The sequence below is a fragment of the Streptomyces sp. NPDC003456 genome, from assembly GCF_042878735.1.
In the GTDB taxonomy this organism is placed as follows: domain Bacteria; phylum Actinomycetota; class Actinomycetes; order Streptomycetales; family Streptomycetaceae; genus Streptomyces.
Genome location: NZ_JBIAOK010000003.1, coordinates 325,229 through 338,891, shown reverse-complemented (window position 1 = coordinate 338,891; position 13,663 = coordinate 325,229). Strand labels below are relative to the sequence as shown.

Here is a 13,663-nt window from a genome sequence, read left to right as displayed (position 1 = left end):
GCGGGGACCCGCACGGGACGCCGCCGGAGCACAGAGGCTCCGCCCGGCGGACCGGGTGAAACAACCGTTCTGCCTGATCCAGGTGAACGGCTCGCGCATGCGTGCCGATACCACCGGCTCCGTCCTCGCGCGGTCGAGAGTCAGGCTCCTTGCGCCGTCTCCATCACCGCCATGCAGCGACATCCAGGGAATACATCATGAAGGCAGCGGTATACGAAGGACCGCGAACGGTCACCGTGAAGGACGTACCGGACGCGAAGATCGAGCACCCCTGCGACATCATCGTCAAGATCACCACCACCAACATCTGCGGTTCGGACCTGCACATGTACGAGGGCCGCACCTCGTTCGAGTCCGGCCGCACGCTCGGGCACGAGAACCTGGGCCAGGTGGTGGAGGTCGGCTCGGCCGTGCGCAAGGTCCAGGTCGGCGAGTACGTGGTTCTGCCCTTCAACATCGCCTGCGGCTTCTGCAAGCAGTGCGAGCGAGGGCTGACCAACTACTGCCTGACCATGCAGCCGGAACCGGCCCTCGCCGGTGCCGCCTACGGCTTCGCCGACATGGGCCCCTACCAGGGCGGCCAGGCGGAGCTGCTGCGTGTGCCCTACGGCGACTTCAACGCGCTGCGCCTGGGCGAGGACGCGGCCGAGCGGCAGACGGACTACGTGATGCTCGCCGACATCTTCCCCACCGGCTACCACGCCACCGAGATGGCCAACGTCAAGCCGGGCGACCAAACCATCATCTTCGGCGCCGGTCCCGTCGGGCTGATGGCGGCCTACTCCGCCGTGCTCAAGGGCGCCGGCCGCGTCTGGGTGGCCGACCACCAGCCCGACCGGCTTGCCAAGGCGGAGGAGATCGGGGCCATCCCGATCAACACGGCCGAGCAGGACCCGGCGGAGGTCGTCAAGGAGGCCACCCTCGGTCTGGGCGCCGACAACGGGTGCGAGTGCGTCGGGTACCAGGCACACGACCACGAGGGGAACGAGGACGCCAGCCTCACCCTCAACGGGCTGATCGACTCGGTCCGGTTCACGGGCGACATCGGCGTGGTGGGCGTGTTCCTGCCCCAGGACCCCGGCGGCGAAGAGGCGCAGGGCGAGTGGGAGGCACAGGGCAAGGTGCCCATCGACTTCGGGCTGATGTGGTTCAAGGGCCAGCGCATGGGGACCGGCCAGGCGCCGGTGAAGAAGTACAACCGGGCGCTGCGGGACCTGATCGCCGGCGGGAAGGCGACGCCGAGCTTCATCGTCTCCCACGAGCTCGGCCTGGACGAGGCCCCCACCGCCTACGAGCACTTCGACGCCCGTGACGAGGGCTGGACGAAGGTGGTGCTGCACCCCGACGGCCAGAGCAACGGCCACAAGAAGTAAGGAGACCGGTGTCGTCGGCCGCTCCGGCTCCGCGCCGGGCGGGCGACGACCGGCAACCGGCCCCGGTTCGGCCCGGGGCCGGGCGGGCCTTCCTCATCGGCGGCCGGCTGCCCGGATGCGGACCACGCCGATGCGACGGCGTCGTCCGCTGCGGGTCCTCCCGCACCTGAAGCGGCTCGCTTCCCGTTCACCTCACCGCTCGTGAGGAGCACTGATGACAACGGACACCCGCTCCACCTCCCGCCTGCGACGCGATCCGCTCGTGCGTGGCCTCGGCTGGGCCAGTGCGCTCCTGGGGGTGCCCCAGGTCGTCGCCCCGGCAGGCTTCGCGCGGGCCCTGGGCGTGGGCGACGCCCCCCGGCACCGCTCGGCCACGACGGCCGTCGGCGTGCGCGAACTGGCGGCGGCGACCGGGCTGCTGGGACGGCCGCATCCCGTCTGGCTCTGGGGTCGCGTCGGTGGCGACCTCATGGATCTGACGATGCTCGCCCGGGCCCTGAAGAACCACGACGGTCGCGGCCTCGGACGCACCGTCGCCGCGACGGCAGCGGTCACCGCCCTCACCGCCACGGACGTCTACGCGGCCGTGACCCGCACTCGTAGGAGCACCCCCATGGAACTGACCGCGGCCACCACCGTCACCCGATCACCGGACGAGGCGTACACACTCTGGAGGGACCTGGAGCGGCTTCCGGACTTCATGGTGCACCTGGACGAAGTGCACGTGACCGGCCCGCGCACCAGTCACTGGCGGGCCGGCGCACCGTTCGGCAAGACCGTCGAATGGGACGCCGAGATCACTCAGGAGGTCCCGGGCCAACTGGTCGCGTGGCGGTCGGTGGAGGGAGCCGACATCGACAACTCCGGCGAGGCCCGCTTCGTGCCGGCCCCGGGCGGCCAGGGCACGGAGATTCGGGTCTCCCTGCGCTACGAACTGCCCGGCGGAGCGGCGGGCAAGGCGGCGGCGCGCTGGTTCGGCGAGGAGCCGCACCAGCAACTGGACGACGACCTCCGCCGCTTCAAGCAGATCGCGGAGATCGGTGAGGTCGTCCGCTCCGAGGGCGCACCGGGCGGCAAGCGGGCCCGGGGCGAGTTCCCGCAGCACCCGGCCCGGCCGCTGACCGAGGACGAACTGAAGGAGGCCCTGTCATGAAGGCCAACTGCTGGACGGGACGCAACTCGGTCGAGGTGCAGGACGTCCCCGATCCCTCGATCCTGAACAGCCGCGACGCCATCGTGAAGATCACCTCGACGGCGATCTGCGGCTCCGACCTCCATCTGGTCGACGGCTACGTGCCCACCATGGAGAAGGGCGACATCCTGGGCCATGAGTTCATGGGAGAGGTCGTCGAGGTGGGCCCCGGCATCAGGGACGGCTCACTGCGCGTCGGCGACCGGGTCGTGGTGCCCTTCCCCATCGCCTGCGGCGCCTGTGCGTCCTGCCGCGCGGAGCTGTACTCGTGCTGCGAGAACAGCAACCCCAACGCCGGCATCTCGGAGAAGATGTTCGGCCATCCCACCTGCGGCATCTACGGGTACTCCCATCTCACCGGCGGTTTCGCCGGCGGCCAGGCCGAGTACGCGCGGGTGGTGCTCGCCGACACCAACGCCCTCAAGATCGAGTCGGATCTGACCGACGAGCAGGTGCTCTTCCTGTCCGACATCCTGCCGACGGGCTACATGGGCGCCGACATGTGCGACATCCAGCAGGGTGACGTCGTCGCCGTCTGGGGGGCCGGGCCGGTCGGCCAGTTCGCCATGGACAGCGCCCGGGTCCTGGGCGCGGAGAAGGTCATCGCCATCGACAAGGAGACCTACCGCCTCGACATGGCCGCCGCCCAGGGCTACACCACCATCAACTTCGAGGACACCGACGTACGGTCCGCGCTCCTCGAACTCACCGGCGGCCGGGGCCCCGACAAGTGCATCGACGCGGTCGGCATGGAGGCCACGCACGGCGCCTCCCACGTCCACCTCTACGACCGTGCCAAGCAGGCGGTCCGCTCCGAGACCGACCGGCCGCACGTCCTGCGCCAGGCCATCATGTCCTGCCGGAGCGGCGGCGTGGTCTCGGTCATCGGCGTCTACGGCGGGATGGTCGACAAGTTCCCGGCGGGTGCCTGGATGAACAGGTCGCTGACCCTGCGGACCGGCCAGTGCCACGTGCAGCGGTACATGGAGCCGCTGCTGGGCATGATCGAGCAGGGCAAGATCGACCCCACCCGCGTCATCACCCACCGGCTGCCCCTGACGGAGGCACCGACCGGCTACAAGCTGTTCAAGAACAAGAAGGACCACTGCGAGAAGGTCGTCCTCACGCCGTGAGGTTGCCCCGGTGAACCGGGGCGCCCCGCGCCCCTGACACCGCCGCGCCCGTCAAGGCCCAGGTCCCCGACCTGGGCCTTGACTCCGAGGGGACGACCCGGCCGGACTCGCGTCCGGGAGCGCCTCCGGGTGGGCGGCGAGAGCGGAGGAAGCGGTCAACGTGCGGGCCGCGGCCCTCAAAGCCTCCTCCCAGCGGGGGAGTTCGTCCGCGCCCGTGTCTTCGCCGCGGGCTACTGCGACGGAGAGGAACCGCATCTCCTCCGGGGTGCGGGCCGCGACCGTCATCGACAGCTGGCCGGCCACGTCCTCGGGGCTCAGCTCCGCCGTCGCGAGACCGGCCGCGAGGTCCACGAGGAGCCGGCGGCCGGCGGTCTCCTCGTCGGGAAGGGGTACGCCGAGTTCGTGCAGGGCCTGGACGAACAGCTCGCGGATCTCCCTCTCGTCGCTCCTGCCCGGCAGGCCGGCCAGTTCGCGCAGGGCAGGGGAATCACAGCCGTCGACCAGTGCCTGGGCGGCGAGCATCGGCAGCTCCGCGGGTGGGAGCACTTCTGCCACGTACTGCCAAGCGCTGCGCTGCAACCGGTCCATGCACGCATCGTGCCGGGCGACGGGACCTTGCGGCCACCCGATTGCCGAGCCGGCCGCGGCTGTTGCAGCAGAGGCTGCCCCTCCGGGACGGAGCGGGTGTCAGTCGCCGCGGAGCGTCTTGCGGTAGGCGACGCAGTCCTCGTACGCCGGAAGCAGCCCCTGCGCCTCCGCCTCGGCCAGTGTCGGTGCCTGCGCGTCCTTCGGGGACAGCAGTGGTTCGATGCCGGCCGGCCACTCGATGGCGAGGCCGGGGTCCAACGGGTGGATGCCGTGTTCCCGCTGGGGGGCGTAGCCCTCGGAGCAGAGGTAGACCACGGTGGCGTCGTCCGTCAGGGCGAGGAAGGCGTGGCCGAGGCCCTCGGACAGGTAGACGGCGTGATGGCTCCGGTCGTCCAGCCGGACCGCTTCCCACTGCCGGTACGTCGGTGAGCCGACGCGGATGTCGACGACGACGTCGAGGACCGCGCCGCGGACGCACGTGACGTACTTGGCCTGGCTGGGCGGGACGTCGGCGAAGTGGATGCCGCGCAGGGTGCCCCGCCGGGAGACGGAGCAGTTGGCCTGGGCGAGGTCGAGGTCCTGCCCCGTCGCCTCCCGGAACTCCGCGCCGCGGAACCACTCGTGGAAGCTGCCGCGGTCGTCCGGGAACACCTTGGGCTCCAGCACCCAGGCTCCCTCAATCCCCAGTGGTCGCATGTTCTGATCCTTGTTCGCGTGGTCCGGTCACTTCTTCAGGGTCCGGCGGATCCTGCGGGCCGCGCGGCGCAGGAACGTCGGCTTCGCGGGCCCGGAGCCCGGCCCGCGTCGTGCGGGGCCCTTGGCTGCCAGGTCGGCGGCGGCGGCAGCGAGGCGCTTGACCACGGCATCACCGCTCGCCGCGGCCTGGAGCGCCAGCGGGAGGTGCACCGGTTTGCCGGCTCCGGGCGACGGCAGGGTCAGATCCATCCGCCAGTGGCCTTCCGCCGGCTCACCGGACGGGAGGTCGGCGCGCAGGTCGGCGTCCCCGGTCGTGCGGCCGGTCAGGGTGGCGACGGCTTCGACGGAGCGGCCGGACGTGACCTCGGTGAGCTTCAGGGTCGCCGCGCTCTCGCTCTGGACGTGGAGCGGCAGGACGGCCGTCAGGCGCCCGGGGTTCGTCGTGACGGTCACGTCCTCGGGAGCCAGACCGGAGAACTCGTAGGCGAGGCGGTTGGTCTTCTGGTCCACGTCGAGCGAGAGGTTGCCGTGCGGGTCGGTCCAGTACGGCAGGACCAGGTGCGCCGGGGAGCCGACGACGGCGGCGCGGCGCCCGCGTCCGGCCTCGTCGGAGCGCACGGAGCCCAGGCGCGTCTCCTTGGTCCAACCGCAGGAGCTGATGCGGATGAGGACGTCCCAGATGCCCGCCTCCAGCGGGGCGCCGCCCGCCGCCGACAGCGGGTCGATCAGCGAGGTGGCGTGCAGCACGTGGCGGAAGTGGCCTTCCCCGCCCTCCACGGCGACCTTCTCCCGGGTGAGCTCGACGGGCTGGAAGAACTCCGCAGCCGTCGCGCGCTCACGCACGACCAGGTCCACCTTGGACTTGGCCAGCGGGGCGGAGGTGTCCGCGCCGAGCAGGGCGATGGCGTGCAGACCGGTCTGCGACAAAGGCGGAACCAGTACGTCCTTTTCCCCGTCGGCACGGAAGGTGAGGGGCTCGCCTTTCGACCGGTACTCGGCGGTGAAACCGATGGACAGCTTGCCGTTCTCCCAGCCGAGGCTCTCCAGGGAGCCGAAGGGCTTGATCCCCGCCTCCCATTGGGCGAACTCCTCGATCTCGGCCGGCCGATCGGCCGAGATCAGGCCGGCGACGATCTGCTGGGTGGGCTGCAGACCCGCTGCGACACCGGGCCCAAAACGCTCGACGACCACCTTGTGGATCTCGTCGAACAGCTCTTGGCGATAGTCCTCCGGCAGGCTCAGCAGTCGCTGTCCGCGCAGGCGCTCGACCATTTCGTTGCGCAGCCAGCGGCGGAAGAGCCGGTCGCGCAACGGCCCCGGTTCGGTGAGCTCCTCGACGACGTCGAGGGCCTCACGCAGATTCTCGAAATAACCGACCGGGTCGAAACGCTGGAAGCCCGCGTTCGAGGCGTCCTCGCGCTTGACGTGGTAGTAGCAGAGATAGTCGCTGAGAACGGCGACGTTCCCGGCCCGCAGGTAGGCCTCGGTGACGAAGACGTGGTCCTCGAGACGGCGACGCCCCTCCTTGTAGCGGAGGTTGTGCTTGTCCAGGAACTCCTTGCGGAACATCTTGTGCGGGGTGAGGCTGTCGATCAGCGGGGCATTCTCGACGTTCGCGTGCGGCCGGTTCCTGCGGAACAGTTCGAGCGGGACGGGGCGGCCTTTTCCGGCCATCTTGCCGACGATCACGTCGGCGTCGTTCCGCACCCCGTAGTCGTACATGCGCTCAAGGGCCTCGTCGCCCAGCCAGTCGTCGTTGTCCACGAACTGGATGAACTCGCCCTTGGCGGCCTCGATGCCGACGTTGCGCGGCTTGCCCGACCAGCCGGATCCCTCCTGGTGGATGACGTGCATGTGCGGGTGCTCGGCGGCCAGCCGGTCGAGGCGCTCGGGGGTCTCGTCGGTGGAGCCGTCGTCGACGAAGATCGCCTCGAACTCGTCCTCCGGCAGGCTCTGGCGCAGAAGAGAGGCGATGCAGTCCTCGATGTACTTGCCCGGGTTGTAGACCGGGATCACCACGCTCACCTTGATGGACATGTCTCTTCTTCCGCCTCAGTTGCTGGAACTCACCCCGGCACGGCCCGGCGCGCGACGCCGCCCGCTGAAGGCAAGGCTAACGGGTGACGACCAAGCCGTGGTCACGTCAAACAGCGGCCGCCCGAGGGAACGGAGCATGCAACACCCGTGAGATTCAAGCGAACTGCGGCGGAACACAGGACGGGAGCCCGGCGCGACCCCCTGGTTAGGATGCCTTGTATGAAGGCTCTCGTTCTGTCGGGTGGCTCGGGCACGCGCCTGCGTCCCATAACCCACACATCGGCCAAGCAACTGGTGCCTGTCGCCAATAAGCCCGTGCTCTTCTACGGGCTGGAGGCCATCGCCGATGCCGGCATCACCGATGTCGGCATCATCGTCGGCGACACCGCCGAAGAGATCCGGGAAGCCGTCGGTGACGGATCGAAGCTCGGCATCGACGTCACCTACATCCCGCAGGACAAGCCGCTCGGTCTGGCCCACGCCGTGCTCATCGCACGCGAATTCCTGGGTGACGACGACTTCGTGATGTACCTCGGCGACAACTTCATCGTCGGCGGTATCACCGGCCTCGTCGACGGATTCCGCGCGGAACGCCCCGACGCCCAGATCCTTTTGACCCGGGTGCCCGATCCCACGTCCTTCGGTGTCGCCGAGCTCGACGAGAGCGGCCGGGTCAAAGGGCTGGAGGAGAAGCCGAAAGAGCCGAAGAGCGACCTGGCCCTGGTGGGGGTGTATCTCTTCACCCCCGCGATCCACGAGGCGGTCCGCGAGATCGTGCCGTCCTGGCGCGGCGAGCTGGAGATCACCCACGCCATCCAGTGGCTGATCGACCAGCACAAGGACGTCCGCTCGACGACCATCTCCGGCTACTGGAAGGACACCGGGAACGTCGCCGACATGCTGGAGGTCAACCGCTCCGTCCTGGAGACGCTGGAGCGCAGCATCGAGGGCAGCGTCGACGACTCCAGCGAGATCATCGGCCGCGTGCGGATCGAAGCCGGCGCCGAGGTCCGCGGATCACGCATCGTGGGCCCCGCGGTCATCGGCCCCGGCACGGTGATCAGCGACTCGTACATCGGCCCCTTCACCTCCATCTCCGAGGAGTGCCGGATCGACGACAGCGAGGTCGAGTACTCCATCGTCCTGCGGGAGTCCTCCATCACCGGCGTACGGCGGATCGAGACCTCGCTCATCGGCCGCAACGTCCAGGTCACCCCCGCGCCCCGCAACCCCGCAGCCCACCGCCTCGTTCTCGGCGACCACAGCAAAGTGCAGATCTCCTCATGACGACCCGCATCCTGGTGACCGGCGGCGCCGGTTTCATCGGCTCCCACTACGTCCGTACCCTGCTCGGCCCCCAGGGCCCGGGGGATGTGGCGATCACCGTCCTGGACAAGCTCACCTACGCCGGCAACCCGGCCAACCTCGACGAGGTGCGCGGCCATCCCGGCTTCGCCTTCGTCCAGGGCGACATCTGCGACCCCGAGCTGGTCGCCGGCCTGATGGCCGGACACGACGAGGTGGTGCACTTCGCGGCCGAGTCGCACGTGGACCGGTCCATCGACGGCGGCGCCGAGTTCGTCCGCACCAACGTCGTCGGCACGCACACCCTGGTCGACGCGGCCCACCGCGCCGGCATCAAGGTGTTCGTGCACATCTCCACCGACGAGGTCTACGGCTCCATCGACGAGGGCTCCTGGCCGGAGACCCATCCGCTGCAGCCCAACTCGCCCTACTCGTCGGCCAAGGCGTCCAGTGACCTGATCGCGCTGTCGTACCACCGCACCCACGGCCTCGACGTGCGGGTGACCCGCTGCTCCAACAACTACGGGCACCACCACTTCCCCGAGAAGGTCATCCCGCTGTTCATCACGAACCTGCTGGACGGCAGGAAGGTCCCGCTGTACGGCGACGGCGGCAACGTCCGCGACTGGCTGCACATCGACGACCACGTCCAGGGCATCGAGCTGGTCCGCACCGGGGGCCGGGCCGGGGAGATCTACAACATCGGCGGCGGCACCGAGCTGTCCAACAAGGAGCTGACCCGGCTCCTGCTGGAGGCGTGCGGCGCCGACTGGGACAAGAGCGTCGAGTACGTCCAGGACCGCAAGGGCCACGACCGCCGCTACTCCGTGGACTGCACCAAGATCCGGCAGGAACTGGGGTACGAACCCCGCAAGGACTTCGCCACCGGCCTCGCCGAGACCGTCGCCTGGTACCGGGACAACCGCGCCTGGTGGGAGCCCCTGAAGGAGCGCGCGGCCCTGTGACCTCCACCTGGCTGATCACCGGAGCCGGCGGAATGCTCGGCCGGGACCTTCTGGCCCGCCTGGCCGCCGACGGCGTGCGGAGCGTGGGCCTGACCCGCGGGGACCTCGACGTCACGGACGAGGAGGCGGTACGGCGGGCCGTCGCGGCGCACCGGCCCGACGTCGTGGTCAACTGCGCCGCCTGGACGGCCGTCGACGACGCGGAGACCCGGGAGGCCGACGCCCTGCGGATCAACGGCGACGGGCCCCGGAACCTGGCGGCGGCGTGTGCCGGGACCGGGGCCAGGCTGCTCCAGGTCTCCACGGACTACGTCTTCGCGGGCGACAGCGGCTCCCCGTACCCCGAGCAGGCCCCCACGGGCCCTCGAAGCGCCTACGGGCGGACCAAACTGGCCGGCGAGCAGGCGGTGCTGGCCGCTCTCCCCGACGCGGGCTACGTGGTACGCACGGCGTGGCTGTACGGCGCGGGCGGCGGCAACTTCGTCCGCACGATGATCAGGCTCGAAGGCGTCAAGGACACGCTCGACGTGGTCGACGACCAGCGCGGCCAGCCCACCTGGACCGTCGACCTCGCCGACCGGCTCGTGCGTCTCGGGCTCGGCGCGCTGGCCGGCGCCGCTCCGGCCGGGATCTACCACGGGACCAGTGGCGGCGAGACGACCTGGTTCGGCCTCACCCGGGAGATCTTCCGGCTGCTCGGCGCTGACCCCGACCGGGTGCGCCCGACCACCAGCGCCGCCTACGTCCGTCCGGCGCCCCGGCCCGCTTACAGCGTGCTGGGCCACGACCGCTGGTCCGCCGCCGGCATCGAGCCGATCCGCCACTGGCGCGGGGCGCTGCACGAGGCGTTCCCGGCACTGCTGGCGGCCGAGCGGCCGTAGTCCGGGCGGGGGCACATCGAGGGGGCGTCCGAGCGTCCGGACGGCCGAGCGGCCAAGGGCGTGGTGTGCCGGACGGCTGAGCGTCGCGCAGTCGCCGTCAGTCGGTGCCGGAGGCTTCGGGGGCCGCGTGGCCGGCGCGGCGCCGGTACTCGGCGTTGATGCGCTGCGCCTCCTCGAGCTGGTCCTCCAGGATGACGATGCGGCAGGCGGCCTCGATCGGGGTGCCCCGGTCGACGAGCTCGCGCGCCCGGGCCGCGATCCGCAGCTGGTAGCGGGAGTAGCGACGGTGCCCGCCCTCCGAACGCAGCGGAGTGATCAGACGGGCCTCGCCGATGGCCCGGAGGAAGGCCGGGGTCGTGCCGAGCATCTCGGCGGCCCGGCCCATCGTGTAGGCGGGGTAGTCATCGTCGTCCAGACGATCACTGAGGGGTCTGTCTGCCGTCATGTCACCTCGATGTACGAACGCGTCGAGGGGCCCTGGTGCCGTACGGCACCAAGGCCCCGAAGGAAATTGAACACCATCTGTCGGCCCTCATGCTGTGCCGACCTTGTGTGTCCGCTACCGGCCCTGAGCAGGCGGGTGCGGGGATCGCGGCTGCGTGACCGGGGACCACCTTCCAATCCGGGGTCTTGCGGTACCCGGCCGTCGGTTCTCCGGCCGGGCGATCCCGATGGCGTCGACTCCTCCGTTCTTCCTCTGCATCGACCACTACGTTGCTTCGTCCGTCCCGGCTCCTCGTCTCCGCCGGGCTCGTTCGACCTTCTGTATGGAAGAGAGACTAACCGAGCGAGCAACGAAAATCTACTCCCGGCGATAGAGATTTTTGGACACACGGGAACCTGGATTCCTCTCCCGGTCACCAACGGGTACCTGTCGTCGTCGGGTACCGGTGCCCACGGCCGCTGAACCGACGTGCCGCCCGGCCCCGGTCCGGGACAGCAGTGAGGGCCCTGCCGACGCGCGTCGGCAGGGCCCTGACCGGGCTTGCGGCGGCGGTCTCCCGCCTCGGCTCAGACGCCCTGGGGCACGTGATCGTCCGGGGCGGGGGCGCCGAGCAGGGCCGACGCGGTCTCCCACGGCGTCAGGACGCGCGCGGGCGGCGCCGCGAGGTCGTGGCAGGTGAACCCGAGGCGCGTCAGAGCCCGGACGACCTCGCCGGCGCTGAAGTCACGACGGTCCTGCCGGGTGATGACCTGGCCCACCTGCTTGACGGGGTAGCGGCGGCGGCCGATGGCCACGGACTCGGCCGTGACGGGCTCCGGCGTGACGCCCTTCATCAGGGCCAGCACGCCGTGTCTGGTCAGGTCGAACGGATAGCGGGCGATGACACAGCGCATGGTGCTCCTGCCGGGAGAACGGGGGGAGAAGGGGTCGGGCCGGCCCGCGAGCGCGGCTCAGCGGGAGAAGACGAGCACGTCCCGCAGCCGCAGCCGGTCCGTGTACGAGGGACTGCCGCGGTGCGCGCTGAGTTCGGCCCGGGTCACCGAGCCGGTGCACTGGTCGTCCTCGTCGCACAGGAGGAGACGCCCGACGCGGGCGCCGTCCATGACGGACAGGGCGACCTCGACCGTCATGTCGCCCGGGACCCGGGGACCGTACGCGTCCCCGTCGTCGTGGACCAGGGCCCGGCCGAAGGGTGCCGTCTGTGGCAGCGGTGTCAGAAGCGTGGGCAAGAGTGCCTCCTGGAGGTGAGTGGTGGGCCGTCAGCCACAGCCGCCCGGGCGGCGGGGCCGGTGGTCGGGCCGCCGGGGCGACGTCGGGGCGTCGGCGTCGGGGCGTCGGCGTCGGGGCGCCTGGGCGCCGGAGGCGTCGAGCCGCCGGGGCACCGGGGCTTCGAGCGGAGCTGATGGTCGCCGGGACGAAGCCCGGCCCCTGCTAGGCCGTCCGGTCTGCGGCGGCCCGCGGCGCCCTGCGCCGGCCCGGCCGTCCACCGGTGCGCCCCTGGGACGCACGGTCACCGCGCCCCCGGGACGAGGGAGCACCGGACATTCCGCCCCGGCGGGGACGGGGCACGGCCGGCGGGGTGATGACGACCGGGACACCGGAGGGGGTCTGGGCGCCGGTGATCCGGCCGAGCTCCGCCTCACCGGAGCGCACCGCGGTCACCTGCGGGGTGATCGCGGCCGAGGCCATCAGCCGGTTCATGCCGCGGCGCTGGCCGGGTGTCACGAGGGTGACGACGCTGCCCGACTCGCCGGCGCGCGCGGTGCGGCCACCGCGGTGCAGGTAGTCCTTGTGGTCGACCGGCGGATCGACGTTGACGACCAGGTCGAGCTGGTCGACGTGGATGCCGCGGGCCGCCACGTTGGTCGCCACCAGGACCGTCACATGGCCGGTCTTGAACTGGGCCAGCGTCCGCGTGCGCTGCGGCTGCGACTTGCCGCCGTGCAGCGCCGCCGCGCGGACACCGCTGTGCAGCAGGTGCTCGGTCAGCCGGTCCACGGCGTGCTTGGTGTCCAGGAACATGATGACCCGGCCGTCGCGCGCCGCGATCTCGGTGGTGGTCCGGTGCTTGTCCGCCTCGTGCACGTGGAGCACGTGGTGCTCCATCGTGGTGACGGTGCCCGCCGACGGATCGACGGAGTGGACCACCGGGTCGGACAGGTAGCGGCGCACCAGGAGGTCGACGTTGCGGTCGAGCGTCGCCGAGAAGAGCATCCGCTGCCCGCCGGTCCGCACCTGGTCGAGCAGTGCGGTGACCTGGGGCATGAAGCCCATGTCGGCCATCTGGTCGGCCTCGTCGAGAACGGTGACGGCGACGTCGTCCAGCAGGCAGAGCCCGCGGTCGATGAGGTCCTTGAGCCGCCCCGGTGTCGCGACGACGATCTCCGCCCCGGCCCGCAGGGCGTTCGCCTGCCGGCCGATCGACATGCCGCCGACGACGGTCGCGAGCCTCAGCCGCACCGAGCGGGCGTACGGGGTCAGCGCGTCCGTCACCTGCTGGGCCAGTTCGCGGGTCGGTACGAGGACCAGGGCGAGCGGCTTGCGCGGCTCCGCCCGCAGACCGGCGGTACGGGCCAGCACCGCGAGGCCGAAGGCCAGTGTCTTGCCCGATCCCGTACGGCCGCGCCCCAGCACGTCCCGTCCGGCGAGGGAGTTCGGCAGCGTCGCGCCCTGGATCGGGAACGGCACGGTCACACCCTGGTGGCCGAGCTCGGTCAGCAGCGGAGCCGGCAGGGCGAGGTCGGCGAACGACTCGACGGCGGGCAGCGCGGGCGTGATCGTGACCGGAAGGGCGAACTCCCCCTGCGGGGTGCCCTGCCGGCGTCCCTGACCGGCGGAACGCCGCGGGGCCCCGGAGCGCCGGGACTCCGAGCGGCGGGACTCCGAGCCCCGGAAGCGGTCATGGGAGCGGGTGGAGGTGCGGGGGGTGCGTGCGTAGGTCATGCGGAACCTTCCTCGATGTGGCACGTGGGCGCGTAGCAAGGAAATTCCGCAGCAAAAAAGCACGGCGCAGAGAATCGCGAGAACGAGCCGGAAAGCGAAGGGCGC

13 protein-coding genes are annotated in these 13,663 nt (G+C 70.9%); 6 read left to right on the top strand and 7 right to left on the bottom strand.

Translation table 11 applies throughout. The features are described 5' to 3' along the window. Window positions 1-197 precede the first annotated feature (197 nt). The 3 genes from ACFYWG_RS12545 to ACFYWG_RS12535 all read left to right on the top strand — a co-directional run bounded on the left by ACFYWG_RS12545 (window position 198) and on the right by ACFYWG_RS12535 (window position 3,698). On the top strand, window positions 198-1,373 hold the full coding sequence (locus ACFYWG_RS12545) for a glutathione-independent formaldehyde dehydrogenase (RefSeq protein ID WP_389201076.1): 1,176 nt from the start codon (window positions 198-200) through the stop codon (window positions 1,371-1,373). A gap of 214 nt (window positions 1,374-1,587) precedes the next feature. Continuing rightward, window positions 1,588-2,526 carry an SRPBCC family protein gene (locus ACFYWG_RS12540; protein WP_385420056.1) on the top strand — a complete coding sequence of 313 codons (939 nt, stop codon included), beginning with the start codon at window positions 1,588-1,590 and terminating at the stop codon, window positions 2,524-2,526. Further along, a complete protein-coding gene (locus ACFYWG_RS12535; RefSeq protein WP_389201073.1) occupies window positions 2,523-3,698 on the top strand; it encodes a zinc-dependent alcohol dehydrogenase in 1,176 nt (391 codons plus the stop codon). Before ACFYWG_RS12540 ends, ACFYWG_RS12535 begins: the two co-directional genes overlap by 4 nt. A 51-nt stretch (window positions 3,699-3,749) precedes the next feature. Here the strand turns inward: ACFYWG_RS12535 and ACFYWG_RS12530 are convergent, their stop codons facing one another. The 3 genes from ACFYWG_RS12530 to ACFYWG_RS12520 form a co-directional block, all read right to left on the bottom strand. Then, a complete protein-coding gene (locus tag ACFYWG_RS12530) occupies window positions 3,750-4,286 on the bottom strand; it encodes a hypothetical protein (RefSeq protein WP_389201070.1) in 537 nt (178 codons plus the stop codon). A 99-nt stretch (window positions 4,287-4,385) separates the two neighbouring features. Next, on the bottom strand, window positions 4,386-4,982 hold the full coding sequence (gene rfbC / locus ACFYWG_RS12525; protein ID WP_383504020.1) for a dTDP-4-dehydrorhamnose 3,5-epimerase: 597 nt from the start codon (window positions 4,980-4,982) through the stop codon (window positions 4,386-4,388). A 27-nt stretch (window positions 4,983-5,009) separates the two neighbouring features. Further along, a complete protein-coding gene (locus tag ACFYWG_RS12520) occupies window positions 5,010-7,019 on the bottom strand; it encodes a glycosyltransferase family 2 protein (protein WP_389201068.1) in 2,010 nt (669 codons plus the stop codon). Window positions 7,020-7,238: 219 nt separating this feature from the next. Between ACFYWG_RS12520 and ACFYWG_RS12515 the strand changes: the two genes are divergently transcribed. The 3 genes from ACFYWG_RS12515 to rfbD are packed head-to-tail and all read left to right on the top strand — an operon-like array spanning window position 7,239 to window position 10,170. Then, complete coding sequence (locus ACFYWG_RS12515; protein ID WP_383504018.1) at window positions 7,239-8,306, top strand: glucose-1-phosphate thymidylyltransferase; 1,068 nt, start codon at window positions 7,239-7,241, stop codon at window positions 8,304-8,306. Continuing rightward, entirely contained in the window at window positions 8,303-9,289 is a 987-nt protein-coding gene (gene rfbB / locus ACFYWG_RS12510) for a dTDP-glucose 4,6-dehydratase (protein ID WP_383504017.1), read from the top strand. The genes ACFYWG_RS12515 and rfbB overlap by 4 nt, the downstream gene beginning before the upstream one ends. A 32-nt stretch (window positions 9,290-9,321) precedes the next feature. Beyond that, window positions 9,322-10,170 carry a dTDP-4-dehydrorhamnose reductase gene (gene rfbD, locus ACFYWG_RS12505; RefSeq protein WP_389201797.1) on the top strand — a complete coding sequence of 283 codons (849 nt, stop codon included), beginning with the start codon at window positions 9,322-9,324 and terminating at the stop codon, window positions 10,168-10,170. A 97-nt stretch (window positions 10,171-10,267) separates the two neighbouring features. Here the strand turns inward: rfbD and ACFYWG_RS12500 are convergent, their stop codons facing one another. The 4 genes from ACFYWG_RS12500 to ACFYWG_RS12485 all read right to left on the bottom strand — a co-directional run bounded on the left by ACFYWG_RS12500 (window position 10,268) and on the right by ACFYWG_RS12485 (window position 13,558). After that, window positions 10,268-10,615: a MerR family transcriptional regulator gene (locus ACFYWG_RS12500; protein WP_376332885.1), complete on the bottom strand. Its 348-nt coding sequence runs from the start codon at window positions 10,613-10,615 to the stop codon at window positions 10,268-10,270. Between the two features lie 566 nt (window positions 10,616-11,181). Further along, window positions 11,182-11,508, bottom strand: a complete 327-nt coding sequence (locus ACFYWG_RS12495) for an SCO5918 family protein (protein ID WP_376332883.1) — start codon at window positions 11,506-11,508, stop codon at window positions 11,182-11,184. 57 nt (window positions 11,509-11,565) lie between these two features. Then, a complete protein-coding gene (locus ACFYWG_RS12490; protein ID WP_389201065.1) occupies window positions 11,566-11,844 on the bottom strand; it encodes a CBS domain-containing protein in 279 nt (92 codons plus the stop codon). A 202-nt stretch (window positions 11,845-12,046) separates the two neighbouring features. Beyond that, window positions 12,047-13,558 (bottom strand): DEAD/DEAH box helicase, encoded by a 1,512-nt coding sequence (locus tag ACFYWG_RS12485; protein ID WP_389201063.1) that lies wholly within the window; start codon window positions 13,556-13,558, stop codon window positions 12,047-12,049. Window positions 13,559-13,663: the final 105 nt, after the last annotated feature.

Bases quoted from the DNA above. Each gene is read 5' to 3' on its own strand.
- ACFYWG_RS12545 (WP_389201076.1), top strand. From the start codon at position 198: ATGAAGGCAGCGGTATACGAAGGACCGCGAACGGTCACCGTGAAGGAC.
- ACFYWG_RS12540 (WP_385420056.1), top strand. From the start codon at position 1,588: ATGACAACGGACACCCGCTCCACCTCCCGCCTGCGACGCGATCCGCTC.
- ACFYWG_RS12535 (WP_389201073.1), top strand. From the start codon at position 2,523: ATGAAGGCCAACTGCTGGACGGGACGCAACTCGGTCGAGGTGCAGGAC.
- ACFYWG_RS12530 (WP_389201070.1), bottom strand. From the start codon at position 4,286: ATGGACCGGTTGCAGCGCAGCGCTTGGCAGTACGTGGCAGAAGTGCTC.
- rfbC (WP_383504020.1), bottom strand. From the start codon at position 4,982: ATGCGACCACTGGGGATTGAGGGAGCCTGGGTGCTGGAGCCCAAGGTG.
- ACFYWG_RS12520 (WP_389201068.1), bottom strand. From the start codon at position 7,019: ATGTCCATCAAGGTGAGCGTGGTGATCCCGGTCTACAACCCGGGCAAG.
- ACFYWG_RS12515 (WP_383504018.1), top strand. From the start codon at position 7,239: ATGAAGGCTCTCGTTCTGTCGGGTGGCTCGGGCACGCGCCTGCGTCCC.
- rfbB (WP_383504017.1), top strand. From the start codon at position 8,303: ATGACGACCCGCATCCTGGTGACCGGCGGCGCCGGTTTCATCGGCTCC.
- rfbD (WP_389201797.1), top strand. From the start codon at position 9,322: ATGCTCGGCCGGGACCTTCTGGCCCGCCTGGCCGCCGACGGCGTGCGG.
- ACFYWG_RS12500 (WP_376332885.1), bottom strand. From the start codon at position 10,615: ATGACGGCAGACAGACCCCTCAGTGATCGTCTGGACGACGATGACTAC.
- ACFYWG_RS12495 (WP_376332883.1), bottom strand. From the start codon at position 11,508: ATGCGCTGTGTCATCGCCCGCTATCCGTTCGACCTGACCAGACACGGC.
- ACFYWG_RS12485 (WP_389201063.1), bottom strand. From the start codon at position 13,558: ATGACCTACGCACGCACCCCCCGCACCTCCACCCGCTCCCATGACCGC.